Source organism: Sinorhizobium garamanticum, from assembly GCF_029892065.1.
Lineage (GTDB): Bacteria > Pseudomonadota > Alphaproteobacteria > Rhizobiales > Rhizobiaceae > Sinorhizobium > Sinorhizobium garamanticum.
Genome location: NZ_CP120373.1, coordinates 3,448,410 through 3,474,439 on the forward strand (window position 1 = coordinate 3,448,410; position 26,030 = coordinate 3,474,439).

The 26,030-nt window shown below is 61.5% G+C and carries 22 protein-coding genes, 1 pseudogene and 1 riboswitch; of the genes and pseudogenes, 13 read left to right on the forward strand and 10 right to left on the reverse strand.

Translation table 11 applies throughout. The features are described 5' to 3' along the window. The first annotated feature begins 175 nt into the window (after positions 1-175). On the forward strand, positions 176-571 hold the full coding sequence (locus PZN02_RS16270; protein WP_280658985.1) for a GFA family protein: 396 nt from the start codon (positions 176-178) through the stop codon (positions 569-571). 10 nt (positions 572-581) lie between these two features. Here PZN02_RS16270 and PZN02_RS16275 read toward each other — a convergent pair whose 3' ends face one another. From PZN02_RS16275 to PZN02_RS16285, 3 genes and pseudogenes are all read right to left on the reverse strand, one after another. Beyond that, positions 582-1,487: a hypothetical protein gene (locus PZN02_RS16275; RefSeq protein ID WP_280658986.1), complete on the reverse strand. Its 906-nt coding sequence runs from the start codon at positions 1,485-1,487 to the stop codon at positions 582-584. A 373-nt stretch (positions 1,488-1,860) separates the two neighbouring features. Further along, positions 1,861-2,419 (reverse strand): annotated as a pseudogene (locus tag PZN02_RS16280) (DUF1003 domain-containing protein). A gap of 169 nt (positions 2,420-2,588) precedes the next feature. After that, the gene (locus PZN02_RS16285) at positions 2,589-4,511 is read right to left on the reverse strand and encodes an LTA synthase family protein (RefSeq protein ID WP_280658987.1); all 1,923 of its coding nucleotides are present in this window, start codon (positions 4,509-4,511) and stop codon (positions 2,589-2,591) included. A 267-nt stretch (positions 4,512-4,778) separates the two neighbouring features. Here PZN02_RS16285 and PZN02_RS16290 point away from each other — a divergent pair, with 267 nt between their 5' ends. From PZN02_RS16290 to bluB, 5 genes are all read left to right on the forward strand, one after another. Further along, complete coding sequence (locus tag PZN02_RS16290) at positions 4,779-6,461, forward strand: NAD+ synthase (RefSeq protein WP_280658988.1); 1,683 nt, start codon at positions 4,779-4,781, stop codon at positions 6,459-6,461. A 2-nt stretch (positions 6,462-6,463) separates the two neighbouring features. Further along, positions 6,464-7,288, forward strand: coding sequence for a TolB family protein (locus PZN02_RS16295; protein ID WP_280658989.1), 825 nt, complete (start codon positions 6,464-6,466; stop codon positions 7,286-7,288). Between the two features lie 297 nt (positions 7,289-7,585). Continuing rightward, positions 7,586-8,779 carry a phytanoyl-CoA dioxygenase family protein gene (locus tag PZN02_RS16300; RefSeq protein ID WP_280658990.1) on the forward strand — a complete coding sequence of 398 codons (1,194 nt, stop codon included), beginning with the start codon at positions 7,586-7,588 and terminating at the stop codon, positions 8,777-8,779. Positions 8,780-8,845: 66 nt separating this feature from the next. Beyond that, positions 8,846-9,667: an SDR family oxidoreductase gene (locus tag PZN02_RS16305; protein WP_280658991.1), complete on the forward strand. Its 822-nt coding sequence runs from the start codon at positions 8,846-8,848 to the stop codon at positions 9,665-9,667. 82 nt (positions 9,668-9,749) lie between these two features. Next, positions 9,750-9,962, forward strand: a riboswitch (cobalamin riboswitch). A gap of 44 nt (positions 9,963-10,006) precedes the next feature. Beyond that, positions 10,007-10,693 (forward strand): 5,6-dimethylbenzimidazole synthase, encoded by a 687-nt coding sequence (gene bluB / locus PZN02_RS16310; RefSeq protein ID WP_280658992.1) that lies wholly within the window; start codon positions 10,007-10,009, stop codon positions 10,691-10,693. 189 nt (positions 10,694-10,882) lie between these two features. On the opposite strand, the gene PZN02_RS16315 is transcribed toward bluB, so the two are convergent. From PZN02_RS16315 to PZN02_RS16330, 4 genes are all read right to left on the reverse strand, one after another. Continuing rightward, positions 10,883-11,944 carry a DUF2865 domain-containing protein gene (locus tag PZN02_RS16315; protein WP_425336294.1) on the reverse strand — a complete coding sequence of 354 codons (1,062 nt, stop codon included), beginning with the start codon at positions 11,942-11,944 and terminating at the stop codon, positions 10,883-10,885. A gap of 260 nt (positions 11,945-12,204) precedes the next feature. Further along, positions 12,205-12,849, reverse strand: a complete 645-nt coding sequence (locus PZN02_RS16320; protein ID WP_280658994.1) for an acyl-homoserine-lactone synthase — start codon at positions 12,847-12,849, stop codon at positions 12,205-12,207. A gap of 153 nt (positions 12,850-13,002) precedes the next feature. Then, entirely contained in the window at positions 13,003-13,740 is a 738-nt protein-coding gene (locus tag PZN02_RS16325) for a helix-turn-helix transcriptional regulator (protein WP_280658995.1), read from the reverse strand. Positions 13,741-13,911: 171 nt separating this feature from the next. Continuing rightward, a complete protein-coding gene (locus tag PZN02_RS16330) occupies positions 13,912-16,224 on the reverse strand; it encodes an NADP-dependent malic enzyme (protein WP_280658997.1) in 2,313 nt (770 codons plus the stop codon). Between the two features lie 176 nt (positions 16,225-16,400). Here PZN02_RS16330 and PZN02_RS16335 point away from each other — a divergent pair, with 176 nt between their 5' ends. Beyond that, complete coding sequence (locus PZN02_RS16335) at positions 16,401-17,246, forward strand: UDP-2,3-diacylglucosamine diphosphatase (protein ID WP_280658998.1); 846 nt, start codon at positions 16,401-16,403, stop codon at positions 17,244-17,246. A 114-nt stretch (positions 17,247-17,360) separates the two neighbouring features. Then, entirely contained in the window at positions 17,361-18,581 is a 1,221-nt protein-coding gene (locus PZN02_RS16340) for an MFS transporter (RefSeq protein WP_280658999.1), read from the forward strand. Here PZN02_RS16340 and dgcA read toward each other — a convergent pair. Further along, on the reverse strand, positions 18,533-19,516 hold the full coding sequence (gene dgcA, locus PZN02_RS16345) for an N-acetyl-D-Glu racemase DgcA (protein ID WP_280659000.1): 984 nt from the start codon (positions 19,514-19,516) through the stop codon (positions 18,533-18,535). The genes PZN02_RS16340 and dgcA overlap by 49 nt on opposite strands. A gap of 205 nt (positions 19,517-19,721) precedes the next feature. Here dgcA and PZN02_RS16350 point away from each other — a divergent pair, with 205 nt between their 5' ends. The 4 genes from PZN02_RS16350 to PZN02_RS16365 all read left to right on the forward strand — a co-directional run bounded on the left by PZN02_RS16350 (position 19,722) and on the right by PZN02_RS16365 (position 23,869). Continuing rightward, on the forward strand, positions 19,722-20,876 hold the full coding sequence (locus PZN02_RS16350; protein ID WP_280659001.1) for an ABC transporter permease: 1,155 nt from the start codon (positions 19,722-19,724) through the stop codon (positions 20,874-20,876). 12 nt (positions 20,877-20,888) lie between these two features. After that, positions 20,889-21,701, forward strand: coding sequence for an ABC transporter ATP-binding protein (locus PZN02_RS16355; RefSeq protein WP_280659002.1), 813 nt, complete (start codon positions 20,889-20,891; stop codon positions 21,699-21,701). Positions 21,702-21,794: 93 nt separating this feature from the next. Next, positions 21,795-23,165, forward strand: coding sequence for an MlaD family protein (locus tag PZN02_RS16360; protein WP_280659003.1), 1,371 nt, complete (start codon positions 21,795-21,797; stop codon positions 23,163-23,165). Between the two features lie 86 nt (positions 23,166-23,251). Next, positions 23,252-23,869 carry an ABC-type transport auxiliary lipoprotein family protein gene (locus PZN02_RS16365; protein WP_280659004.1) on the forward strand — a complete coding sequence of 206 codons (618 nt, stop codon included), beginning with the start codon at positions 23,252-23,254 and terminating at the stop codon, positions 23,867-23,869. A 322-nt stretch (positions 23,870-24,191) separates the two neighbouring features. Here the strand turns inward: PZN02_RS16365 and PZN02_RS16370 are convergent, their stop codons facing one another. After that, positions 24,192-24,470, reverse strand: coding sequence for a BON domain-containing protein (locus PZN02_RS16370; protein WP_280659005.1), 279 nt, complete (start codon positions 24,468-24,470; stop codon positions 24,192-24,194). 79 nt (positions 24,471-24,549) lie between these two features. Continuing rightward, complete coding sequence (gene hemF / locus PZN02_RS16375) at positions 24,550-25,461, reverse strand: oxygen-dependent coproporphyrinogen oxidase (protein ID WP_280659006.1); 912 nt, start codon at positions 25,459-25,461, stop codon at positions 24,550-24,552. Between the two features lie 274 nt (positions 25,462-25,735). On the opposite strand from hemF, the gene PZN02_RS16380 reads away from it, so the two are divergent. After that, positions 25,736-25,996 carry a hypothetical protein gene (locus tag PZN02_RS16380; protein ID WP_280659008.1) on the forward strand — a complete coding sequence of 87 codons (261 nt, stop codon included), beginning with the start codon at positions 25,736-25,738 and terminating at the stop codon, positions 25,994-25,996. Positions 25,997-26,030 lie beyond the last annotated feature (34 nt).

Here is a 26,030-nt window from a genome sequence, read left to right on the forward strand (position 1 = left end):
AGCCGCCTAGTTCAAAATTTCTGAATGATCGGCGCGTCATCTGAATTTGACAGGGCCGGGCCAGCCGATAAAGCTGGCCTGGCTTTTTGTGCTACAGCGCCGTGCGTCTTTTCAGACGCACAAAGGTCGCTGTAGCACTTTGCAGCAGCTCGAATTGAACGACGGGAGGACGACAATGGAAGTTCATGAAGGCGGCTGCCTTTGCGGCGCCGTGCGGTTCAAGACGCACGGGAAGCTCAGGGAGATCATCTTCTGCCATTGCTCGCAGTGCCGGAAACAAACCGGCCTCTATTACGCCGCCACGAATGTGCTGAACAACGACATCGATGTCGAAGGCGCGGACAATGTCACCTGGTATCGTTCGAGCCCGGAGGCACAGCGCGGCTTTTGCCGGCACTGTGGATCGGCGCTTTTCTGGAAGGCCGACACACTCGACTACACGTCAATTCTTGCGGGCACCTTCGAGACGCCGACGCGGCTCGAACCCGGCTATCATATCTATTGCGCCGACAAGGGCGACTACTACGATATCGTGGACGAACTGCCGCGGTTTGACCAGGGCCGCGCCTGACCACACTTGCCTAATGTCCCGGCGTCGTCGCTGCCCGGTCGAAAGCGCTTGCCAAGGCTTCGAACTTCACGGCCTGCCAGAGGGCATATTCCTCGACCAACCGTTCGCTTAGCCAGAACTGGCCACGCGCGCCGGCATCGGGCCTGCCGATAAAGCCGGACTTCTCCGCGTTTGAAAACAGACGGCGGACATGGGTGTTCGATATGGCGTAGTGCTCTGCGAGTGCGGCCAGATTGACGCTGATCGGTACTCTTCCGTCCTCTGGAACAAGACTTGACGGACGCGACATCAGGTCGTCGAGCAGTACGCCGCCAGACTCCGACCAGACGAACACCGCGACACCCTGCGGCGGCTGCGTCCACTTGCTGTCAGCAAGCAGGCGCCGCGTCGCGATCGGCTGAGCGCGTTCGAAAATGGTGATGTCGGCCTCGATACGCTCGGCTCTCGTTCCTCCGTCCAAGAGGTCGAGCGTTCTCATCTGGGTTTTGAACCAGAGTTGCATCGCATGCTGGCTGACCTCCGTCGGCTCAAGCGGGCGCGTTCTCCTGGTTCGGCCGCCGCTGGTGGGCCGGAGCAGCTTGTAGGCGAGCAATTCGGCAAGAAATGCAGTCGCGGTGTTCCGGCTCGCCCCACCGGTTTCGCGCATCAGTTTCAGCAGGCGCGCCGCGGTGACGCCGGAGTCGGGATCGTTGCGATCGCGTTCGAGGTGGAGGGCATAGACGGCCTGCGAGAGTATCCACTTCTGGTGAGCAGCCACCATGCGTGCGACGCGCGGGAAGAGATCGTTCAGCGAGATGAGGTTGCGTGCACCCACCTGCAAGGCTGGCCGAAATGCCGGATTTTGCAGCAAAGCCTCCACCGTGAAGCCGGGCGGGCTCTTTTGCTCAACGTTTTCCTTCCCCACAACCCGCTGCATCTGCGCGCATGTCCCCAATTGCGCTGCAACGAAACACGGCCATCGACGCGTGTTCCGGGCAACACACAGCCTTGCTCTGGCAATTCACTAGCATTTCAACCTTGCCCTTAGCGCGCAAGGTCATTGTTCGTCTCAGGCGAAGTCCCACGCGCCGCTAACACCGCAGCGGCGGATGCTTGCAATAAGTTAATGGAGAGCTCGTCATGTCTCGTGATCCCGCTCGATCGCGGGCCGCTTGCAGGGACCTGGTCCACCAGGCTCTTCAGAATGGAGAACGCAACGGTCATGAACAATAATGGCGCCGCATCTCTAATGCCCTGCATTTTCAGGGTGCGCCTCAAAGGTTAAATTTTTCATACTCCAATAGGTTGCGCTACTTTCCCGTCCGTTCCTGACCACGATCCGTCGCGGGCATGGACTGCGCTATCTGACGATTGAGGTTGGCAAGCTCGGCGCGCAGTTCACCGATTTCGCGGAGCAGCACGTCATCCACCGTGTGGTGGAGCGCGATCAGTTCGACTTCCGATTTGAGATTGACCTCGTAATCCTTCGACGCGGCAAAGCGATCTCGTTCGGCCTGACGGTTCTGCGACATCATAATGACCGTAGCGCCGCGAGCATCGAAACACGAGGTTCAGGAAGATGTATGGGTACGGATCGAATGCGCCCCGCACGAGAAGGATCGAGTTGATGAAGATCCAGGCGATGAGGAAGGCACAGAAGCTGAGGATGAAAGTCCAGGAGCCGCCGATGCGCGCGATGGCATCGGCAAGCCGGGCGCCAAAAGCGAGGCTGGTGTCGAACGCCGCATGCGTATCCGTCGAAACGGGTCGCCGCTCCTTCGCATGCGTCAGGATGCGGCGTTCGATTTCGCTCAACTGGCTGCTGGGTTTGCCGAACAGGATTTGGGAAATTTCGTTGAGATGCGGCATGTTGGCCTCCGGAAATGGCTCGGAGGCTATTTAGGACGGTGCCGGAAAGCTGTGAAGCGGTTTTCTGGCAGCGACCCCTGTCGTGCGCGAAAGAGCGGCTGCTCAGTTGTCGCGCGGAGGACGGCGGGAGGGCGGCGGCCGAGGCCGTTCGCGCCCCGGCCGTCGGGATTCAGGAACCGACGGGGAAGAGTTCGGCATGGGACTTGAAGAAGCGTTCCGTGCTGAACCGCTTGCCGAACATCATATCGTGCTGGAGGAAGCGGTAATCGCGCAGCGACGCGGGAATCTTCGGCCGCCGCGACCACTCTGCGATGTCCTTGCCGTTTTTGCGGACCACCATATAGCGATCGATGACGCGGTACTGGTCGTAAACCTTGCCCAGGAAGCCGGTGTAATAGGGGTGCTCGTAACCGGCCTGCTTCAGGATCTGATAGGAAAGGAAGGCCGGGCTGATCGTCCCGATGTTCTTTTTCGGGCCTGTCTTGTTCGACCAGACGACGAGCGGCGTTTCGTGCTGCGCCTTCATCTGTTCCTTCGAACCTTTGCGCGAGGCGGTCACGTCGTTCATGTAACCCGTGTTGGTGTAGACCGTGTTGAGCGGCGGCAGATGATCGCCGAAGAGCACGATGATCGTCTCGCGGTCACGCTTCTTGGCCCACTCCATCAGCATCTTCAGGCTTTCGTCCGCTTCCTTGATGCCCTGGGCAAAGGTGGCGAGCACCTGGCGGTCGCCTTCGGGGAGATTGCCTTCGACCTTGATCGTGTTCTTCGCGTAGCGGTTCGGCTCGTAGGGGCCATGACCCTGCAAGGTGACCGTGAAGAAGAAGAAGGGGTCTTCCATGGCATCCGCCTGGCGGATGATTTCCTTCATCAGCGATTCGTCCGAGGCGAAGATTCCGCGCTTCTGCATCGCCGGCAAGTTCTCTTCCGAGCGGAACGTGTCGAAGCCGAAAGCCTTGTAGACGGCGGTGCGGTTCCAGAACCAGCCCTGGAAGGGATGGATGGCGCGCGCGACGTAGCCTTCACTGCGGAAGAAGGTCGCGAGCGAGGGGATCGGATTGCGGATATATTGCTGGTAGGGAATGCTGCCATAGGGCAGGAAGGCATTCGAAAAACCGGTCATCGCCTCGAATTCGACATTGGCGGTCATGCCGCCAAATTCCGGCGAGAAGACGTTCCCCGCCTGCATTTCGCGGACCGTCGGCATCGGATCGGGCGAAAGCTTCACGTTCGGCAGGCGAGTCGGATCCCAGAAGGATTCGCTCATGACCACGATGACGTCCGGCTTGCCGCGATGCGTCGTTCCGGCAGGCAACGGCTTGACCGGAATGCGGTCGATCGCATCGGCCATGTAGCCCGCCGGCGCGTTGACATTGGCCATCGGCAGGTTGATCGCGAAGGCGAGCGCAAAACCGTTGTGGCGATAGTTCTCGGTCTGGTCCCACATGATCGGGATCACCCGCAAGCGGTCGCGGATCCACGAGAACTGGTTGTAGTCCATGATGTGCCAGAAGGCGACGAGCAGCGGCAGGGCAAAGGCCATGCGAACGACACGCTCCCTGCGCGTAAGCTTGGGAAAGTTCCGCCAGGCATAGCGCAGGAGCAGGCCGATGGTGGCGATCATAGCGATCAGCCCGACGACGACTGCGACGGCGGTCCAAGGGCGGTCCTTAACAAGGACGGGCATCAATTCCATGATCTGCCGCCCGAAAAGGAAATCGGTCGGATAAAGCGGATCGGAGAGGAAGACCTGCTTCTGCTCGCTGATGAAGGCCGGCAAAACCGCGAGCGGCACGACAAGGAGGGCCGCCTTGTGCTCACGGCCGAAGAGTGCATCGACGGCAAGCAGAACCAGGAAGAAGACAGCGATCGTCGTCCCGGCGGGACGCATGGGATCGATGAAATAGGCGATGGTTTCGCCAAAGGACTGGCGCACGATCAGTTCGACTGCGAATACGAGCGCGGCAGCAATAAAGAGAGAGAAGAACGCGCTGCGCGTGCCGGCCAGCGCCTTGGCGTTTCTGACGGAGGACCCAGACCTGTCGATGACGGTCTGGGAGCGTCTCGCGGCGGCTGAATCGATACTGGCCAACGGCGTCTCCAATTTCATAAATCTTTCGTCCAACTGTCATACGACTGTCATCTTGAACAGGGGATGAATGGCTAAACCAGCTGGGATGGGTGCAAGTTCCACGTGCGTGAAAAGATCGTTGCCGCGCCGTGTAAAGGGCGGGAAATGCAGAATTTTTTGGAATCTTTGATTTGTTCGCGATTGGCGGTGGGTTTTTTATCGCGGTATGCGGTAAGAACAGGGCGTATGTCAGAAGTACTCGCTGAGACAAGACCACAGGCCCCGCTCATGACTGCACAGAAAGCCGCTCCCTCAACGCTACGGATTGCCGTGGCCCAGCTCAATCCGACCGTCGGCGACATCGCCGGCAATCTGGCGAAGGCGCGCGAGGCGCGCGCGGACGCGGCGCGCCAGGGCGCCGATTTGCTCCTGTTCACCGAACTCTTCATTTCCGGTTATCCGCCGGAAGATCTCGTTCTGAAACCGGCATTTCTGAAGGCCTGCCTGCAGGCTGTCGAGAGATTCGCCGCCGATACGGCTGATGGAGGCCCGGGCGTCGTCATCGGCTTTCCGCGTCAGGCCGGCGCTCTCCGTCACAATTCGATCGCGGTCCTGGACGGGGGCAAGATCATTGCGATCCGCGACAAGGTGGACCTGCCGAACTACGGCGAGTTCGACGAGAAGCGGGTGTTCGATGCAGGAGGAATGCCCGGTCCCGTCAACTTTCGCGGCGTGCGTATCGGCATACCGATCTGCGAGGACATCTGGGGTGATCTCGGCGTCTGCGAAACACTCAAGGAAAGCGGCGCCGAAATCCTGCTTTCCCCGAACGGTTCACCCTATTACCGCGGCAAGGTTGATGTCCGCCATCAGGTCGTCCTGAAGCAAGTGATCGAGACGGGCCTGCCGATGATCTATGCAAATCAGCTCGGCGGTCAGGACGAACTGGTCTTCGACGGTGCAAGCTTCGCCTTCAACGCGGACAAGTCGCTCGCCTTCCAGATGAGCCAGTTCGAGGAAGCTGTCGCAATCTCCGAATGGCGGCGAGGCGAGGAGGGTTGGACCGCGGAGAACGGGCTCAATTCACGCATACCGGAAAGCGACGAGGCCGATTACCGCGCCTGCATGCTCGGACTCAGGGACTACGTCAACAAGAACGGCTTCAAGAATGTTGTGCTCGGCCTTTCGGGCGGCATCGACTCGGCGATTTGCACAGCGCTCGCCGTCGACGCGCTTGGCGAGGAACGAGTGCGCACCGTCATGTTGCCGTACCGATACACCTCGCAGGAGTCGCTGAAGGACGCCGAGGCCTGCGCCAAGGCGCTCGGATGCCGCTACGACATCGTTGCGATCGAAGAGCCGGTCGAGGGCTTCCTGAGTGCGCTCTCCGACGCGTTCGAGGGCACCGAATCCGGCATCACCGAGGAAAACGTCCAGAGCCGTACGCGCGGGACGATCCTGATGGCGATCTCCAACAAGTTCGGTTCGATGGTGGTAACGACCGGCAACAAGTCCGAAATGTCGGTCGGCTACGCCACGCTCTACGGCGACATGAACGGCGGCTTCAACCCGATCAAGGATCTCTACAAGATGCAGGTCTATGCGCTTTCGCGCTGGCGCAACGGCGCGGTGCCGCCGGGCGCGCTCGGGCCTTCCGGGGAAGTCATTCCACAGAACATCATCGACAAGGCGCCGTCCGCCGAACTTCGGCCGAACCAGACCGATCAGGACTCGCTGCCGCCCTATCCGGTGCTCGACGACATTCTCGAGTGCCTGGTGGAAAAGGAGATGAGCACGGAGGAAATCGTCGCCCGCGGACATGACGAACCAACCGTCCATCGCGTCGAGCATCTGCTCTACATCGCCGAATACAAGCGCCGCCAGTCGGCTCCTGGCGTGAAGATCACCAAGAAGAACTTCGGTCGCGACCGGCGCTATCCGATTACAAATCGCTTCCGTGACAGGGGGTAGTTATGCGCAGCTCGGTGGAGATCTTCGACGTCGGCAGCGGCGAGACGCGTATAGTCTGGCAGACGGAGCGGTTGGTCGAGGCGCCGAATTGGTCGCCGGATGGACGCTATCTGGTCATCAACGGCGACGGCCGGCTTTATCGTCTTGCGCTCGACGGTTCCGAACCGATTGAGATCGACACCGGCTTTGCCCGTCAGTGCAACAACGACCACGGCATTTCCCCGGATGGCCAAACGCTCGTCATCAGCGACAAAAGCGAATTCGGCAAGTCGGCGATTTATGTCCTGCCGATCGGGGGCGGTGTGCCCCGTTTGGTAACGCCTAATCTGCCGTCCTACTGGCACGGCTGGTCGCCGGACGGGCGGACACTTGCCTATTGCGGTATCCGCGATCAGGTCTTCGACATCTACACGATCCCGGTCGATGGCGGCGAGGAGCGCCGCCTGACCCACGGCGAAGGGCGCAATGACGGGCCGGATTGGTCGCCGGACGGACATTGGATCTATTTCAGTTCGAGCCGCACCGGCCGGATGCAGATCTGGCGGATTCGCCCAGACGGAAGCGATGTGCAACGCATCACCGACAGCCCCTATGGCGACTGGTTTCCGCATCCCTCGCCAGATGGCCGGCACTTGCTGGTGCTCTCCTATGACGGCGATGTCTTCGATCACCCGCGCGACCTTGACGTCAGGCTTCGCCTGATGGATCCGGAAGGCGGCAATGCGCGGGTGCTGTTCGAGCTCTTCGGCGGGCAGGGGACGATGAATGTCCCGAACTGGTCGCCGACGGCCGAGGCATTTGCGTTCGTGCGATATAAGCCTGAGTGACTCCTTCGCAGCGTGGACGCCGCCTAGCTGCGGCGTCAGCCAGCCGGCAGTTTGTAAGGCGTGATCACTTCGACCGCGGAAAGGCGTTGGCTTCCGGAGCCAGCGATTGCTTCTTCTTCGCATAATGGTGCGAAATGCCGTATGCAAGTGCGGTCGAGTTGATGGAAGGCGGCAAGCACGCAGCTCTCTACAGCGCCGCGCCTCTTGTCAAAGGACGCTGTGGCACTTTGAATTGCTGCATGTTTTATCCTTAAATCGGCTGCAATCTAAGGAAGTATGCAGTAGGAGGAGAAGCCGATGAAGACCGACAACACGGCGAGGAGGCGTATCGGACGCGTTTGGCTGACGGAGGATTCCTGCAACATCGAGGCGTTCCGCGCAGAGGTCGAACGCCGCACCAATCCGGCCGACTATCCGCATGCGGCCGATTGCCAGAAGAACGTCCTGTTCTATGACAGCGCCAGCCTCGTCGCCGATTGCAGGACGGATGACGGCCGGCGCGCGGCGCTGGCGGAGATTTGCGAGGTCCTGGCCGAAGGACCGGGCGTCGCGGTATTCAAGCGCGCCTTCGCCGATACGAGCGTTATCGACGAGGCAAGCCTAATCTTCGACGAGATCATCGAGGAGCAACACCGCACAAACAGCGGCGGCGGCGACCATTTCGCCAAGCCCGGCGCCAACGACCGCATCTGGAATTCACTGGAGAAACATTGCCTGCGCTCTCCTGAAAATTTCGCGGCCTACTACGCCAACGCGGTCGTCGCGCTCGTCAGCGAAGCATGGCTCGGGCCGAGCTACCAGATGACGGCGCAGGTCAACCGCGTCAATTCGGGCGGCGCGGCACAGTCGGCGCACCGGGACTATCACCTCGGCTTCCAGACATCGGCGATCATCGAGCAATATCCGGCACATGTGCACAAGCTCTCGCCAGTCCTGACGCTGCAAGGCGCCGTTGCCCATTGCGACATGCCGCTCGAAAGCGGGCCGACCTTGTTCCTGCCCTACAGCCAGAGCTATGTGCCGGGCTATCTCGCGCTGAACAGGCCGGAGTTCAAAGCATATTTCGACGAGAATCACGTTCAGCTTCCGCTGGAGAGGGGCGATGCGGTGTTTTTCAACCCGGCGCTCTTCCATGCGGCCGGCACCAATCGCTCAAAAGACATAAAGCGCGTCGCAAATCTCCTCCAGGTCTCTTCCGCCTTTGGACGCGCGATGGAAACGGTCGATCGAGAGCGAATGTGCGCGGTGCTCTATCCGGCGCTGAAGGCCCTTGCCGCGGACGGAAGGCTCTCGGCCGGCGAGATTGCCAACGCGATTGCTTGCTGCGCCGAAGGCTATTCGTTCCCGACCAATCTCGATCGCGACCCGCCGCTCGGCGGCCTGGCGCCGAAGACGCAGGCACAACTGATGCATGCAGCGCTAGCGGCCGATTGGGAGACCAAAGCCTTCGTGGAAGCACTGGCCGCGCAGGCGGAGAAAAAGAGAAGCTGAGTAACGCCACGATGCTCCCGACGCTTCGAATGCGGGGGCTTGAAACCGCAATAAAGGAGGAGATTCATGAGCAGGAATTATGGCCGTCTCGATGGCAAGATCGCTATCGTGACAGGCGGCACGCAAGGGCTCGGCGCGACGGTCGCGGCGCTCTTTGCCGAACGGGGCGCGACCGGCATCGTCATCTGCGGGCGCAACGCCGCCAAGGGCGAGGCAAAAGCAGCCGAGATCGGCAAGGCGACCGGCACCAAGGTGGTTTACGTGGCGGCCGATCTCGAGCGGGTCGAGGATGCCCGCAAGGTTGTTGCGGCTTGTGACAGTGAATTCGGCCGGGTGGACGCGCTGGTCAATGCCGCGGCCATCACCGACCGCGGCACGATCCTCGACACCACGCCGGAACTCTTCGACCGCATGTTCGCGGTCAACGTGCGCGCGCCCTTCTTCCTGATGCAGGAAGCGGTGAAGGTAATGCGGCGCGAGAAGACTGAGGGCACGATCGTCAATATCGGCTCGATGTCGGCCAAAGCGGGACAGCCCTTCATTGCCGCCTATTGCGCGTCGAAGGGCGCCCTGGAGACGCTGACCAAGAACACGGCCTATGCGCTTCTGCGCAATCGCATCCGCGTCAACGGCCTCAACATCGGCTGGATGGCGTCGGAAGGAGAGGATCGGATCCAGCGCGAATATCATGACGCGCCGGCGGACTGGCTCGAAAAGGCGGCGGCCGACCAGCCTTTCGGCCGCCTTGTCGATCCGGCCGAAGTCGGACGCGCCTGCGCCTATCTCTCCTCGGCGGAATCCGGCCTGATGACCGGTTCGGTGATCTGCTTCGACCAATCGATCTGGGGCGCCTATGACGGCTCCCCGCATCCGGCGGCGCCACTCTGACGCGGCGGCGGTTCTCCATGCCGTGCGAAGGCTTGGGGCAAGGCGAGCCGTTCGGCTCGTCTTGCCTTTCGCCGGTGGCTGTGCCCATATGCGGCCGTCAGGTGCCCGCCACGGCGGGAGAATCGGGAAGCCGGTGCAAGTCCGGAACGTGCCCAACGCTGTGATGGGGACGGTAGCGCGAAGAGAAATTCTGAGTTTCACTCAGAACATTGCCACTGAATCTTCAAGTGATTTGGGAAGGCTGCGCGACCGGATGAACCAGAGTCAGAAGACCGGCCTGGCGAGATAGACCGGCCCCGCGCGGACGGCGGGAGGTTGTGCATTGTTGGGGATCGAACGATGCTGCCTGACCCGAGCGGCTGCCTGACGGCGGCCGGAGCCTTTTCGCCGGACGAGCGTGCCGCCGTCTACCGCGCCATTGAAACACGCCGCGACGTGCGTGACGAATTCCTTCCCGATCCGCTGCCGGACGATCTCATCACCCGTCTGCTTGGTGCCGCCCACCAGGCGCCGTCGGTCGGCTTCATGCAGCCCTGGAACTTCGTGCTCGTCCGTCAGAAGGAGACGCGAGAGAAGGTCTGGAGGGCGTTCCAGCGCGCCAACGAGGAGGCGGCGCTGATGTTCTCTGGCGAGAAACAGGCGCAATACCGCTCGCTGAAACTTGAAGGTATTCACAAGGCACCGCTCAGCATCTGCGTCACCTGCGATCGCACGCGCGGTGGAGCGGTCGTGCTCGGACGGACGCACAATCCGCAGATGGATGTCTATTCGACCGTCTGTGCGGTCCAGAACCTCTGGCTCGCCGCACGCGCCGAAGGTGTCGGCGTCGGCTGGGTCAGCATTTTCCACGAGCAGGAGATCAAGTCGATCCTCGGCATACCCGAGCACATCGAAATCGTCGCCTGGCTCTGCCTTGGTTTCGTCGATCGGCTCTATCAGCAGCCGGAACTCGCAGTAAAGGGATGGCGTCAGCGCCTGCCGCTCGAGGACCTTGTCTTCGAGGAATCGTGGGGCGACCAGAAATGATGAATCGCCTCAATTCAGATGGAAGATCTGTACTGCCTACTGCATGTTTCCTTAAATCGTAGCTGATTTAAGGATAAAAACACGCAGCAATTCAAAGTGCTACAGCGTCCTTTGCGCGTCTGATAAGACGCGCGGCTGTAGAGAGCATGCGGGCAGGTCGGTAGCGCGATATTTCTGTGGCAGATGGCCTCAATTGTCCTGGATCGGCTGGTAGCCCGGGCCGAGCGGATGCTTCAGGTCGATCGCGCTTTTCTCTTGCGGCAGGAATGCCGGGCCGACGACACGAACCTTGCTTTTCGCGGGGTCGTAGGGCCTCTCCCGCACGGGCTTTGCTTGTGCTGATTCCGCAGCCGGCTTCCGGTCGCCATTGATCGTGATGACCGACGGTTCGCTTCCTGTCGTCGCCTTGCCGGCATTTTGGTTGACAGCACCATTCGGGATCCGGCAGCCGCAAACCCCTGGCGTACCGACCCCGCGCGCCCGGTAGGCAAATGCCGTAGGCAGCTCGGTATAGGGCCTTCCGGTCAAGGCCGAGACCATCTGGTCGCTCTCTTCCGTGGCGAGGACGTGGTAGTAGAGTTCCGTCTGCGCATCAGGGCAACGTGCCTGACAAAGCTCGGCGTCCCGCGCGAAATCCGCCGGGGTCGCATTTGACGAGATCGGGAAAAAGGCCCCGTCGCAGGTGCGCACGCACATTGTCCTGAGGCTGCCCATGGGCTCCTCGTGCAGCAACGGAAAGTCCTGCATCTCGGTGTCGTCACTCAGCAACGGATAATCTTCGCTGTCCGGCGGAAGATCCCTGAGGATATTGCGATGGAGCTCGGGATCATCGACCGCCACGCTGGCGAACTCGTCCTGCTCGTCGACTGGATCCGGGAACTCGTTGGCCTCGTCATAGCAGCCGTTCAGTTCCAAGGCCGCGAGAATGCGCCGGCGCGTGTCACCCGTGTCGACCGATATCAACGAGCGGCGGTGCGCCTTGAGCCTTTGAAGGTTATCCTCCATGCGGGCGATGGTCTCATCCAGTGCCGCGCATGCCCCGTCGTTGTCGCCACCAATGACGACCACACTACCGGTGCTGCACTCCATCCGGCGTCGCTCGTTCTTCGCCCGACGGAGCTCGATGTTCTGGCGGGAGACGGCACCGGTGAAATCGCGCAGATTGGCCGTCGGGGTTACGACCGTAGAAAGATCGGTCAGCCGTGCATTCAGGCGTTCACAAACGGTCGAGGCCGACGCGCCGCCAGCCATCGCCAGCAGCGCCGGGAGCAAGGCGACCGCCGCACATCTGAGCTTCCGGGACACGAAACTCCGGGACACTGGCGCTTGTCTCTTCTGCTTTGGCGCGCGATCCCTTCTTCGAGGACATTCACGACCGCCAACTCCTGTTTCTCCCACATCATAGGGCCTTGACGTAACAGCGCAACGTCAAGGCGAAGTTTTGGGTTAACATGGCAAACAGCAAGCGACGGAAGGGCCCGGGCCGCGAACGCGGCCCGGGCAAGAAAGCGTCAAGCCGCCCGTGCTGTTTCGAGCGACATCGGGCGCTCGAGCACGGTGCCCTCGATCGCGGCGACCTGCTTCATCGTTTCGAGCAGCTCTCTGGTCACTTCCCACGCCACGGCCACGGCGAAGACGGAGCCTATCCGGTGCGGGTCGCCAATGCGTTCCCCGGGGCAACCCATCCGACGGAACATCCTTTCCAGGAAGACGTCGGTGACCGTGACGATATGGCTGATGCCGGAGGCAAGGCCGAGCTCGCCGACGCCACACATGAGTTCCGCAGCGGCCACCGTCACCTGATTAGACGAGCGATCCTGCGAAATATCCGGGTCGATGCAGAAGCGGCTCGATTCCCACACGGAGGCGCTGCGGATCTCGGGGTTGTCGCCAAGCAGGATCGGAAACGTGTCGTCCAGCATATTCGGCCCGAGGGTCGGCAAAAGCCGCAGCGATCCGCGCAACTTTCCGGTATCCGGCGAGTACGACATCACATAGAGGGGGTTCGCCTTGTCGTAGTGGTCGATTTCCCACTCGCCGTCCGTCTTCACGTCCCATTTGAGGAAGTCATGGAACACGCGCTTGCGCAGCCGGAACATTTCGTCGATGGCCCGCGGGTGCTGTCCGCGAGCGTTGCCGTTCAGAATCCTGATCATCTTTCGCTCCATCGTTTTTGCGCGATGGGCAGATGCTGTCAGGCTCAACTGACACATGTAACTGTCTATAGTGACAGTTTAAAAGCAGATTTTTTCCTACTAAATTTGCGGGGCTTTTTTCAGCGGGGCGACGGTAATGGTTAATTTGACCCGTCAGATGGTGGGGATCAGGGCGTGGCGAACCGCCTGCGCCACGGCTTGCGTATTGGAGACGACATTCAACTTGCGACGCGCATTGGTCATGAAGAAGCGCACGGTACGCTCGGAGATGCCGAGAATCGTGGCGATCTCCCAATAGCTCTTGCCGGCCGCCGACCAGGTCAGTACCTCGGTTTCGCGGCCCGTCAGCCGCATGTCGCGCTCATCGATCGCGCCGGCCATGGCCGCATGTTCCAACATCGATGCGTGGAAGAGGTTGGCGGCCAACTGGAAGTCACGCAGATGGCAGCGCCGGTAGATGGACCATTCTGCAGGCGACATATTGGCGTTGATGGCAAGAAGCGCCATGCGTCCGGCGGGTGATGGAAGCGGCAGCGCGACGCCTTCGGTCGAAAGCCCGATTTCCTCCGCGGCATGAAAGAGCGGTTCGCACTCCGGAAAGCGACGGCGTGCGGTCGTCCATTCGACAGGTCTCACGCCACCGAGCGCAAGCCGCAGGATGGGATCAATGCGGTAGAGGCCTTTTGAGACATAGATTTCGGCGGCATAGGCGCCGAACGTGTGGTGCAGACGGCAGACCTTCAGGCCGTCGGCAAGGGGTTCCGCTTCCAGGTACAGCAGATGCGCAATCTTGAACGTGCGGCGCATCAACGCGAAGAATTGCTCGGGTTCGGCGCAGCCCCCGTACTCCACAATGTCCAATAGATCGAGGACAGCCTGTTGATCCGTCATGCCCAACACCGAATCTTGCCCCTAGATAAGCATGGTAATGGGGGCATGCTTTGTCTAGTGCAATATTTCGTAAACGCTGCAAACTATTGCCCATTCTAAATTCATGGTTGAATTTTGATCGGGTAAACGTCAGGGGCCGCCCGGTCGGCGGCCCTAACGAGTGTCTGTTCGTTAGACAGGATGGCTTGCCTCCACGACCGCAAGAGCGGCCATGTTGACCACGCCGCGGGATGTGACCGACGGCGAAAGAATATGCGCGGGCAGGGCGGAGCCCAGCAGGATCGGCCCGACATGCAGGCTGTCCGTCATGGTCTTGACCACACCGAGCGTGATGTTGGCTGCATCCAGATTGGGGAATACGAGCAGGTTGGCTTCGCCGTTCAGCGCGCTATCCGGCATCACACGCTGGCGCAAGATTTCGGAGATCGCCGCGTCGCCGTGCATCTCGCCGTCGACCTCGAGGTCGGGTGCGAGTTCACGCACGAGATGCAGCGCCGCGCGCATTTTCGAAGCGCTTTCGGAGTCGCGCGAGCCGAAATTCGAATGCGACACGAGTGCCGCACGCGGCGTGATGCCGAAGCGGGGGATTTCCCCGGCCGCCATCACAGTCGTCTGCGCAATCTCCTCGGCGCTCGGATTGTAGCTGACATAGGTGTCGGTGAAGAAGGTTGCGCCGCGCTGCGAGATGAGCAGGCTCAGCGCCGAGAAATCGAGAACACCCGCCCGCTTGCCGATGATCTGCGAAACATCGCGCAGGTGTTTGCTGTAGCGTCCTTCCACTCCGCAGATCAGCGCGTCCGCTTCGCCGCGCTTGACCGCGAGAGCGCCGATCACGGTCGTGTTCGTGCGCACGATGGTACGGGCCGCTTCCGGGATGACGCCGCGGCGGCCGACGAGTGCGAAATAGTCGTCGACATAGTCGCGATAGCGCGGGTCGCCTTCAGGATTCACGACCTCGAAATCGACATCCGGGCGGATCCGCAGGCCGTAGCGCCGCAGACGCGTCTCGATGATCTGGGGGCGGCCGATCAGGATGGGGTTAGCGGTGCCTTCCTCGAGCAGCACCTGCGCGGCGCGCAGCACGCGTTCGTCTTCTCCTTCGGCAAAGATGACGCGGTTCTTGGCGGCGTTCTTGGCGGCCGCGAAGACCGGTTTCATGATGAAGCCAGAGCGGAAGACGAAGCGGTTCAATTTATCGAGATAGGCGTCGAAATCCTGAATGGGGCGGGTCGCGACGCCACTTTCGGCCGCTGCCTTCGCGACGGCCGGAGCGATGCGGAGGATCAGCCGCTGGTCGAACGGCGAGGGGATGAGGTAGTCTGGCCCGAAGATCGGCGTTTCGCCCGAGTAGGCGCGTGCCGCGACATCCGAAGGCTCCTCGCGCGCAAGTCCGGCAATTGCCCGCACCGCCGCCATCTTCATTTCTTCATTGATCGTACGCGCACCACAATCGAGCGCGCCACGAAAGATGTGCGGGAAGCAGAGAACGTTGTTGACCTGATTTGGGAAATCGGATCGTCCAGTACAGATCATGGCGTCCGGGCGCGCCGCGCGGGCGAGTTCCGGCATGATCTCCGGAGTCGGGTTGGCGAGCGCCATGATCAGCGGCTTCTCCGCCATCTGCACAAGCAGTTCGGGCTTGAGGACGCCGGCGGCTGACAGACCGAGGAAGACGTCGGCGCCGGCGATGCTGTCGGCCAGCACCCGATTGTCGCTGTCCTGCGCATAGACGGCCTTCCACTCGTCCATCAACGCTTCGCGTCCCTGGTAGACGAGGCCCTCGATATCGTGGACCCAGATGTTTTCCCGTTTGGCGCCGAGCGTAACGAGGAGGTTCAGGCAGGCAAGCGCCGCCGCGCCCGCGCCGGAGGCGACGATCTTCGCCTTGGCAAGATCCTTGCCGGCAAGTTCGAGGCCGTTCAGAACGGCGGCAGCAACGATGATCGCGGTTCCGTGCTGGTCGTCGTGGAAGACGGGTATCTCCATCTTTTCGCGCAGTCGCCGCTCGACCTCGAAGCATTCCGGCGCCTTGATGTCCTCGAGATTGATGCCGCCGAAGGTCGGCTCCAATGCCGAGACGACATCGACCATGCGATCGACGGTCAGCGCGTCGATCTCGATGTCGAAGACATCGATGCCGGCGAACTTCTTGAAGAGCACGGCCTTGCCTTCCATGACCGGCTTGGAGGCGAGCGGTCCGATGTTGCCGAGGCCGAGAACGGCCGTGCCGTTGGAGACCACCGCGACAAGATTGGCGCGCGCCGTGAAATCGGCAGCCGTTTCCGGGTTGTCCTTGATAGCGAGGCAGGGCGCGGCAACGCCGGGCGAATAGGCGAGCGCCAGATCGCGCTGGTTGCCGAGCGGCTTGGTCGGCTGGATTTCAAGCTTGCCCGGGCGAGGGTAGCGGTGGAAGAAAAGTGCCTGCTGATCGATGTCTCCGCTCGCCGGAACCGATTGGGGTTTCGCTTTATCGCCCGTGTTCATGCCTTGCATTCCTCGTTCTTGGTCTCGGCCTTTTGGCATGAATTGCGGGCGGCGTACAGTTTCGCCGCGGTTCTTTTCCGGCGCCTGGATTGTCGCATACACACGCCGTGTCATCTTCCTGAAACACGAGTCTGGTTTTGACGGGCGTCAAGAGGCTCAACCAAGACGAGGCTGGCATGACCGCGGCATCGGTATCCCAACAGAACTCGGTTCGGAAACTGCGGACGCTCTTCATTTCAGACGTCCACCTGGGCTCCAAGGCAGCCAGGACCGACTACCTGCTCGACTTCCTGCGCCATCACGAGGCGGAAACCATCATCCTCGTCGGCGACATCATCGACGGCTGGCGCCTGAAGCGCAGCTGGTACTGGCCCCAACCGTGCAACGACGTGGTCCAGAAGCTGTTGCGCAAGGCCCGCAAAGGCTCCCGCATCATCTACATTCCCGGCAATCACGATGAGTTCATGCGGGATTTTCCGGGCGTGCATTTCGGCGGCATCGAGGTGGCCCAGCGCTACATGCACAAAGCCGCAGACGGGCGCAACTATCTCGTCCTGCATGGCGACGAATTCGACGTCGTGGTGCGCAATGCGCGCGTCCTCGCTTATCTCGGCGACTGGGCTTACGACATGGCGATCGCCATTAATATCGGGCTGGCGGCGATCCGCCGCCGTCTCGGCATGCCCTATTGGTCGTTCTCGTCGTGGGCAAAGCTGCAGGTCAAACACGCTGTGAATTTCATCGGCGAGTTCCAGAAGGTCGTCGCCGAAGAGGCGCGCCGTCACGACGCGCAGGGCGTCATCTGCGGCCATATTCACCACGCGGTGATCGAGGACATCGGCGATGTCCGCTACATCAACACTGGCGACTGGGTCGAAAGCTGCACGGCAATCGCCGAACATCACGACGGCAGGATGGAGCTTATCACCTGGCACCGGATGCGCGGCGGCATGATCGAGGTGGAAAGCTCCGACGAGGCCGAAAAGATGTTGGCGCGCGTCCTCGCGCCGCAGGCCGCCTAACCCCGTTCCGCATTTCCCTCGCTGTTTTTCGCGCCGCGCCTGTGGCGAAAACTAGCTTATGTGAGCTGCGGCGCGGTTGTGCTAGAGGATGGCTTACAGCCATCAGGTCACTCCATGATTCCCTCATCCGCGCCCTCTAATGTGGGGCCTCCGCCGCGTCGTTTCGCGCTCCGCATAGCGCTGCTCTTTTGTGCGCCGTTAATCGTCAACGGCTTTGCCATGCCGTATTTTCCGGTCTGGCTCAGCACGCTGTCGATGACCGATTTCGAGATCGGCGTCGTTCTCGCCGTTCCGATGTTCATTCGCGTTATCACGGCGCCGCTCGCGGGCCTGCTTGCGGACCGGATCGGCGAGCGGGTGATCGTGCTGATCTGGTCGGCCGTGCTCTCCCTCGCGACGGCCTTCATCCTTTTCTACGCGCAGAGCTTCTGGCCGGTGCTCGTCATCTACGCGCTGCAATCGGCAGTCTATTCGCCCTATGTGCCGATCGTCGAGGCGATCGCGCTTTCCGGCGTGAGGCGCTGGGGCTTCGACTATGCTCATATGCGCGTCTGGGGATCGGTCGCCTTTATCGGTGCGACCATGCTGGGCGGCTGGATGATCGGCAGATTTGGCGGCCCCGTGGTGTTGCCGGCGATGGCCGTGGGCTTCGGGCTGATGGTCCTTATGGCCTTGGCGGCCCCGCGCGTCGGCCGGCCGCGCCGCCCTTCACCGATCACGGCTCTAACCGAGCCGCCGCCGAAATCGCTGCGCCAGCCGGACCTGCAGTTGCTGCTGATCGGCGTCACGCTGGTCAACAGCAGCCATGCCATGCTCTTCGCCTTCTCGGCCATCTACTGGCAGCATATCGGCTACAGCGGCACGCAGATCGGAGCTCTCTGGAGCGCCGGCGTGGCAGCCGAGGTGCTGATGTTCGTTTTTGCCAAGGCCATCATCCGGCGCTTCAGCGTATGGACAATGATCTTCTCCGGCTGCGGATTTGCCGTCGTGCGCTGGCTGATCTTCCCGATGGATCTCGGCTTCTCCGGCTATTTCATCCTGCAGTGTTTCCACGCCTTCACCTATGCGATCATGCACACGGGCATGCAGCACAAGCTGATCGAGAGGGTTGCGGAAGAGCAGGAGGCTTCGGCACAGGGCCTCTATTTCTTCTACACCGGCTTCTTCACGGCGATTTTCACGTTCCTTTCCGGCTATTTCTACGCGTGGTTCGGCGTCGACGGCTTCTATTCGATGTCGGCCGTCGCTTTTACCGGCTGCTGTTTCGCCTTTGCCGGCTGGTATCTTCAGCCCCAGAGGCTGGCCTCAGGCGGAAAGACGAGAGAGGCTTCGTAGCGCAGGCCCGGCTTGCGGTCTTCGGCAAGCAGGAGCGGGCCGTCGAGATCGACGAAATCGACGCCTTGGGCGACGAGCATCGCCGGCGCCATGGCGAGCGAACTGCCGACCATGCAGCCGACCATGATCTTCAGCCCGAGCGCCTCGGCTGCGGCGCGCATGCGCAGCGCTTCAGTCAGCCCGCCGGTCTTGTCTAGCTTGATGTTGACGGCATCGTAGCGTCCGGCCAATCCCTTGAGATCGTCTGTTCCGTGCACGCTTTCGTCAGCGCAGACCGGAACCGGGCGCGCGATCGACGCGAGCGCCTGATCTCGGCCTGCCGGCAATGGCTGCTCGATGAGAGAGATGCCGTTTTCCGCGCAGGTCGCGAAATGGGCGGCAAGATTGTCCTCCGTCCAGCCTTCGTTCGCGTCCAGGATGATGTCGCTTTCCGGCGCCCCCTGGCGCACGGCGCGAATGCGCGCTGTGTCGTCGGCTGTGCCGACCTTCACTTTCAACAGCGCGCGATGGGAATATTTTTGTGCCCGCTTCATCATCTCCTCCGGTTCGCCGAGGGAGAGGGTGTAGGCGGTCGTCAGAGGGCCGGGAGCGGCGATGCCGGCGAGCTCATGGACGCGCTTGCCGCTTTGCTTCGCTTCCAGGTCCCAAAGGGCGCAGTCGACGGCGTTCCGAGCCGCGCCAGGCGAAATAGCCTTCTGCAGATCAGGGCGCGTCAAGCCGGCTTCGATCGACAAGCGCACAGCCTCGATGGCAGCCAGGACCGATTCCAGGGATTCACCATAGCGGGCATAGGGTACGCATTCTCCCCAACCGGTCACCTTGCCGTCGCTGATCCGGCAGGTGACGACGCTCGCCGTCGTCTTCGAACCGCGGGAAATCGTGAAGGCGCCGGCAATCGGAAAATGTTGGACGGTTGCAGTAAGCGAAAGTGGCATTGGATCTTCTCCGCCGGGTTGATCGGCGGCATCTCCGCCATCACCCGCTGTGACGTTCTACGTTTTTTTGGAACTCTTTTGACCAGTGTAGCTTTTCAGTCGCACAAAACGCGCTTTACGACTTTGAATTTCCGCAAGATTTGGTCCTTAAATCGAATCTGGTTTAAAGAATTATGCAAGGGCCAACCGGGAAGACCAAGATCACGTGACGAATTCCCAATCCCAGATCGTTGCAGATGTCACGCTTGAGGAGAGCGCCGGCGTACAGGGTCGGCGCTATGTCTTCAGCGGCAACTGGCGACACGAGACAGCCGAGGCGATGGCCGCGAAGCTGAAGAAGCTTGGCCGCCCCTCGGGGGGACGGCATGAGTTCGATTTTTCCGGCGTCACGGCGATGGATACAGCGGGCGCCTGGATCATCCGCCGCTTCATGAACGGTATTGGCGGCGAGGCCGGTGCGGAAGTGCATTTCGCGAGCGGCGGCCAGCGTTACGTCGAACTCGTGCAGGCACTTCCGGAAAAGCTGCGCTCGCCGGAACGCGACACCACGAGACCTCCGCTTTTCCAGCGGCTGTTTGCGCCGATCGGCGAGGTAACCGTGTCTATATGGACCGACACGGTCGCCGCGATGTTCATTCTCGGCTCGGCCGTGCGCGGCGCCCAGTTGAAGCTTGGGCGCCACGCGGGGGTTAAGCCGGCCGCGATCGTGCATCAGATCGACCGCATGGGCGTCATGGCGGTGCCGATCATCACGCTCATGTCGTTTCTGATCGGCGCCATCATCGCGCAGCAGGGAGCTTTCCAGCTCAGGTCGTTCGGCGCCGAGATCTTCGTCGTCGACCTCGTCGGCATTCTGCAGTTGCGCGAAATCGGCGTGCTGCTGACCGCAATCATGATTGCCGGCCGATCTGGCAGCGCGATCACCGCGGAAATCGGTTCGATGAAGATGCGCGAAGAGGTGGACGCGCTGAAGGTCATGGGCCTCAGCCCCGTCGGCGTTCTGGTCTTTCCGCGCCTCGTAGCGCTGACGATCGCGCTGCCGCTCCTGACGATCATCGCGAACTTCGCGGCGTTGACCGGTGCGGCGCTGGTTGCGTGGAGCTACTCGGGCATCACGGTCGCGACCTTCCTGTCACGGCTTCAGGAAGCTGTCGACTTCTCGTCGGTGGCTGCGGGCATGATCAAGGCGCCGTTCATGGCGCTGATCATCGGCGTCGTTGCCGCCGTCGAAGGGCTCAAGGTCGGCGGCAGCGCCGAGTCACTCGGACGTCGCGTGACCTCGTCGGTCGTCAAGTCGATCTTCGTCGTCATCCTTATCGATGGATTGTTTGCCATGTTCTATGCGGCAATCGACTTCTGAGGCGGACGGAACATGGTTCAGGCAGTCATGGAAAAACAACCGGACAACGCAGCGGAACGGCGCGAAGCGGTGCTTTCGGTTCGCGACCTCACGGTCGGTTTCGGCGACAACATCGTGCTCGACAAGCTCAATCTCGAAGTGCTGCGCGGCGAGATTCTGGGCTTCGTCGGCGCGTCCGGTACCGGCAAGTCCGTACTGATGCGCACAGTGCTCAGACTCTTGCCGAAGCGTTCCGGCACGATCGAGATCCTTGGAGCCGAATACGACAAGGTGAGCGATGCCGAGCGCATGGCACTCGACATGCGGCTCGGCGTTCTTTTCCAGCATGGCGCGCTCTTTTCCGCCTTGACGGTGCGTGAGAATATCCAGGTGCCGATGCGCGAATATCTCGATCTGCCGCAGGACCTGATGGACGAGCTTGCGCGGCTCAAGGTCGAATTGGTGGGGCTCGCGCCGGAGGCCGCGGATAAGTATCCTTCCGAGCTGTCAGGCGGTATGATAAAGCGCGCCGCACTTGCGCGCGCTCTCGCACTCGATCCGGATCTCGTCTTTCTCGACGAGCCGACCTCGGGTCTCGATCCGATCGGCGCTGCGGAGTTCGACGAGTTGATCGCCAAGTTGCGCGACACGCTTGGATTGACCGTGTATATGGTGACTCACGATCTGGACAGCCTGTTCTCGGTCTGCGACCGGATTGCGGTTCTCGGAAAGAAGCGCGTTCTGGTTTCCGGCACGATCGAGGATATGCTCGCCTGTGAAGAGCCATGGGTGAAGTCCTATTTCCGAGGCAAGCGGGCACGATCGATCGTTCGGGAGCATGGCTAATGCTCACAGGGCGCATGGTGACAAGCTTCGGGCAAGCCCGCTTGTCGAAGCAGTGTGAATGAGCGGCTTAAAGTCGCGAAGGTGGTCGGAGCCATGGAAACCAAAGCGAACTATGCCATTGTCGGCTTCTTCACCGTGCTCGTCATCGCGGCCGCATTCGGATTCGTCTACTGGATGTCGCAGTATGGGCGAAGCGGCCAAATGGTCGACCTTATCGTCAACATCCCGGGCTCGGCCAATGGCCTTTCGGTCGGCTCCCCGGTGCGATTCAACGGCATCAACGTCGGCACCGTCCGCAACCTCGCGATCGACGCGAACGATCCGCGCTTTTCGCTTGCCATCACCGAGGTTTCCGCCGACGCGCCCGTGCTGAAATCCACCAGGGCTACGCTCGAGGTGCAGGGGTTGACCGGTGCCGCCTATATCGAGCTCAGTGGCGGCAACAAGGGCGACGAGAACATCCTGAAAACCGCCCTTGAAAACGGAACGCAGGCGCGCATCCTCGCCGATCAGTCGAGCGTTACCAGCCTGCTGGCGACCGCGGACGCGATCCTCGACCGCGCAAACAGCGCCATTGGCGACATACAGGGCTTCGTCACGGACGTACGCGGCCCGCTCACGACGACGATCGGCAATGCAGAGCGCTTTTCCAAGTCGCTTGCCGACAATTCCGGCGCGATCGACGATTTCCTGAAGAGTGTCGGGGAACTCTCGACAACAGTCAGCGCCGCGTCGAAGAAGCTCGACACGACGCTTGCGGGCGCCGACGCGTTGATCAAATCGGTGGACCCGAAGAAAATCGACCGCATCGTCAGCAATGTCGAGCAGGTGAGCAATGACCTCAAGAACGCGTCCGGCGGCGTTACCGAGACGATCGCCACGTTCCGGCGAACGGTGGAGACCTATCAAGAGGTCGGCAGGAACGCCCAGCAGACGCTGAAGCGCGTCGATACGCTGGTCGAGTCGGTCGACACCCAGAAGGTCGAACTTGTCGTCAACGACATCGCGGCTGCCAGCGCGGACGCTCGCCAGACCGTCGCGCGGATATCCGACTTCGCGTCGAAGATTTCCGCACGGCAGGAGGATATCGACCAGACGATTACCGATTTCACGCAGATGTCGAACAAGCTGAACGCGGCATCGAACCGGGTCGACGGCATTCTTGTGAAAATCGATGGCTTCCTGGGCGATGCCGACGCACCGTCGCTTTCCGCCGAGGCGCGCTCGACGCTCGAGGCGTTCCGCAAGGTGGCCGACAGCCTCAATGCACAGATCGGTCCGATCGCCGAGAACATAAGACGCTTCTCGAATTCGGGATTGCGCGACGTGGAGGCGCTGGTCACCGAGACGCGCCGTACGGTGCAGGGGCTGGAGAGCACGATTTCAAACTTCGACAGAAATCCGCAGAGACTGCTTTTCGGGGGCGAAACGGTAAAGCAGTATGATGGCCGCACGCGGCGGTGATTCGCGTCGATCGAGTGTTGCAGGGCGGCATGCACCCGACGGCCTACGCTGGAAATTGCGCCGAAGTGGATGGGGATATTGGCAGTATGGATTTTCGGGGGCTGGTAGTTGTGCGTAGGGGGAGAGCAACCCGGTCTGCCGTAATATTCTCGTTGGCGCTGGCGCTCGCGGGTTGTGGAACGCGCGCCGCCGTCAACGATACGTTCAGTCTTGCAACCGCGCCCATTGTCAAAGGGCGGGCATCGACCAACAGACAGATCCTCGTGCCCGAGCCGACCGCGCTCCAGACCATCAACACCGATCGGATCGTGATCCGGCTGTCCAGGTCGGAACTGCAATATCTCGCCAGGGCGCAGTGGGGCGACCGGCTCCCGAGGATGGTGCAGGACAAACTCGTCCAGACCTTCGATAATACCGGGAAGGTGGGAGGTGTCGGAAAACCGGGGCAGGGCCTCGCGATCGACTACCAGCTCATCACCGAAATCCGTTCCTTCGAGATCTCCACGGAAGGGCCGGACACGGCGGTTGTCGAGATCTACGCCAAGCTCCTCAACGATCGAGACGGCACTGTCCGGACGCAGAAGGCCTTCCGCGCGGCTGCGCCTGCGCGAGGCGCGAACAGCTCCGCCTTCGTCGCCGCCCTCGATGCGGCTTTTGCCCAGGTCGCCGCCGAGATCGTCGGCTGGACCCTCGGCTCGATCTAGAGCCCTTCAGGGTTAAATGGAAACAGTTCTGTTGGCTCAAACGGAGTCGGATGGTCGACCGGCCGGCGCGCGGCGTAGCCAAAGCATACGGCCAAGCCGGCCGGTCGATCAGGCGGCCCGTTTCAGCCAACCCGAAGGGCCGGGCATCTTTCCGCCAGGCTCAGAGGCGATCGGCTCGCACGTACATCCGGGTACGCCCCTTCGCCAATCGCCTCTGCCCTGACGAAAACCTGCTCCGGCAGAACTGCTTCCATTTAACCCTGAAGGGCTCTAAGCTTCCGAATTTCGGCTCTTCAAAAGCTAAGCTCGGTCGGTGCTGCGCTCAGCCAGTGCCGACTTTCGAAATCTCGATGTGGTTGACCACTTCGGCAGCGCCCTCGACGGCCGCTGCCGCTTCCTCTGCGCGCGCGACTTCCTCGCTGGTCGCCACCGTTCCAGCGAGCACAACCGTGTTGCCCCTGCACGTCACCGTGACGTCGATCGCGTCGAGCCCCGGTGAGACGGCAAGATAGTGCGCGACGCGGCGTTCGAGTTCAGCGGGGTGCTCGGCCGGTTGTCTCTCCGGGTCGTCGCCGAAGAACGTCCGTTTCTTGAAAATCATGCGCGGGTCCTTCTCTCTCGCGGGAAGAACGCTGGTCGCGGGAATTTGTTCACTCGACCCTGCTCGACGCCGGTTCGCGTTAGGGCCAGCGCACAACCGGGGGCAGGGAGGAGAGAATCGATTCGACGTTCCCGCCGGTCTTGAGGCCGAAAATCGTGCCACGGTCGTAGAGCAGGTTGAATTCGACGTAACGCCCGCGGCGGACCAGCTGCTCGTCACGATCCTCTTCCGTCCACGGCGTATTGAAATTCGCGCGGACAATTTTCGGATAGACGAGAGAAAAGGCTTTGCCGACGTCGCGGGTAAAGGCGAAATCCGCCTGCCAGCCGCCGAGTTCATCGGGCGAGTGGAGCCAGTCGTAGAAGATACCGCCCGTCCCCCGCGGTTCGTTTCGGTGTTTCAGGAAGAAATACTCGTCGCACCATGCCTTGAACTTCGCGTGATCGGCGACTGCGTGGCGGCTGCAGGTGATCTCCATCGCTCGGTGGAAGAGCATCGTATCCGGATCGGCCATCACACGCCGGCGATCGAGAACCGGCGTGAGGTCGGCGCCGCCGCCGAACCAGTGACTGGTCGTTACGACCATGCGGGTGTTCATATGCACGGCCGGGACGTTGGGGTTGACCGGATGGGCGATCAGCGAAATGCCGGACGCCCAGAAACGCGGATCCTCGCTGGCACCAGGAATCTGATCGCGAAACTCGGGAGAAAACTCGCCATAGACGGTCGACGTGTGGACGCCGACCTTTTCGAAGACGCGACCTTCCATCATCGACATCCGGCCGCCACCGCCGGCTCCCCCCTCGCGCAGCCAATCCTTGCCGACGAAGCGGCCCGGCGGCTGGTCGGAGAGCGGCCCAGCCAAGTCGTCCTCAAGCGTTTCGAAGGCCGCGCAAATCGTGTTGCGCAGGCTTTCGAACCAGGCCTTTGCCTCGGCCTTCTTGTCTTCAATGTCAGCAGGCAGCCCCTGCGGCAGTTGCGGTCTTTCCATGGGAATTCTGCTTCCATTCACGGCTTCTCGCGCGGGAGAAGCCGCCGATTCGAGTGGTTTCGCCACAGTCCATATTTTTCCCCGAATGGCAACGTCGGCGCGACCCCATCGATAGTCTACTGTAGGAATAAGCCCCCGATGAGAAATGATCTCACTGGGCAGATCCCGGTGATGCAGTCGGGACGGGTGCCTCCCGAGAGAGGTCTGCACCAGCTGGGAGAGGGGCTGGCAATCGCGCGGCAGTCATCCTATCTTCATTTTAGAGGTACGGCCCATGGCAAGGATACCCGCAGCACCGCCGCTTGAAGGCTTGCGGCGTCAGATTGCCCGGCACCGCCGGGAAAACCCCACGCGGAGCGACAGGCTCTTCGTGCGGGAGACGTTTCGGCTTGAGCGAAGCGCGGCCCGCGCCAAGGCGCGCGAATGGTTCGAGACCTGGCCCAAGGCGGCCTATTGGACCGAGGTAGAGAGCTGGCGCCAGCTCGACGGCGATGAGATCGAGTTCACCATGCGCCGGCTGCCGAGCGCCGACTGATCCCGCCCCTTATCTCTGCATGTCGCGATAGCGG

What these genes read in the sequence shown, in the direction of transcription:
- PZN02_RS16270 (WP_280658985.1), top strand. Translation starts at nt 176, where the DNA reads ATGGAAGTTCATGAAGGCGGCTGCCTTTGCGGCGCCGTGCGGTTCAAG.
- PZN02_RS16275 (WP_280658986.1), bottom strand. Translation starts at nt 1,487, where the DNA reads ATGCAGCGGGTTGTGGGGAAGGAAAACGTTGAGCAAAAGAGCCCGCCC.
- PZN02_RS16290 (WP_280658988.1), top strand. Translation starts at nt 4,779, where the DNA reads ATGACTGCACAGAAAGCCGCTCCCTCAACGCTACGGATTGCCGTGGCC.
- PZN02_RS16295 (WP_280658989.1), top strand. Translation starts at nt 6,464, where the DNA reads ATGCGCAGCTCGGTGGAGATCTTCGACGTCGGCAGCGGCGAGACGCGT.
- PZN02_RS16300 (WP_280658990.1), top strand. Translation starts at nt 7,586, where the DNA reads ATGAAGACCGACAACACGGCGAGGAGGCGTATCGGACGCGTTTGGCTG.
- PZN02_RS16305 (WP_280658991.1), top strand. Translation starts at nt 8,846, where the DNA reads ATGAGCAGGAATTATGGCCGTCTCGATGGCAAGATCGCTATCGTGACA.
- bluB (WP_280658992.1), top strand. Translation starts at nt 10,007, where the DNA reads ATGCTGCCTGACCCGAGCGGCTGCCTGACGGCGGCCGGAGCCTTTTCG.
- PZN02_RS16315 (WP_425336294.1), bottom strand. Translation starts at nt 11,944, where the DNA reads ATGGCTGGCGGCGCGTCGGCCTCGACCGTTTGTGAACGCCTGAATGCA.
- PZN02_RS16320 (WP_280658994.1), bottom strand. Translation starts at nt 12,849, where the DNA reads ATGATCAGGATTCTGAACGGCAACGCTCGCGGACAGCACCCGCGGGCC.
- PZN02_RS16325 (WP_280658995.1), bottom strand. Translation starts at nt 13,740, where the DNA reads ATGACGGATCAACAGGCTGTCCTCGATCTATTGGACATTGTGGAGTAC.
- PZN02_RS16330 (WP_280658997.1), bottom strand. Translation starts at nt 16,224, where the DNA reads ATGAACACGGGCGATAAAGCGAAACCCCAATCGGTTCCGGCGAGCGGA.
- PZN02_RS16335 (WP_280658998.1), top strand. Translation starts at nt 16,401, where the DNA reads ATGACCGCGGCATCGGTATCCCAACAGAACTCGGTTCGGAAACTGCGG.
- PZN02_RS16340 (WP_280658999.1), top strand. Translation starts at nt 17,361, where the DNA reads ATGATTCCCTCATCCGCGCCCTCTAATGTGGGGCCTCCGCCGCGTCGT.
- dgcA (WP_280659000.1), bottom strand. Translation starts at nt 19,516, where the DNA reads ATGCCACTTTCGCTTACTGCAACCGTCCAACATTTTCCGATTGCCGGC.
- PZN02_RS16355 (WP_280659002.1), top strand. Translation starts at nt 20,889, where the DNA reads ATGGTTCAGGCAGTCATGGAAAAACAACCGGACAACGCAGCGGAACGG.
- PZN02_RS16360 (WP_280659003.1), top strand. Translation starts at nt 21,795, where the DNA reads ATGGAAACCAAAGCGAACTATGCCATTGTCGGCTTCTTCACCGTGCTC.
- PZN02_RS16365 (WP_280659004.1), top strand. Translation starts at nt 23,252, where the DNA reads ATGGATTTTCGGGGGCTGGTAGTTGTGCGTAGGGGGAGAGCAACCCGG.
- PZN02_RS16370 (WP_280659005.1), bottom strand. Translation starts at nt 24,470, where the DNA reads ATGATTTTCAAGAAACGGACGTTCTTCGGCGACGACCCGGAGAGACAA.
- hemF (WP_280659006.1), bottom strand. Translation starts at nt 25,461, where the DNA reads ATGGAAAGACCGCAACTGCCGCAGGGGCTGCCTGCTGACATTGAAGAC.
- PZN02_RS16380 (WP_280659008.1), top strand. Translation starts at nt 25,736, where the DNA reads ATGGCAAGGATACCCGCAGCACCGCCGCTTGAAGGCTTGCGGCGTCAG.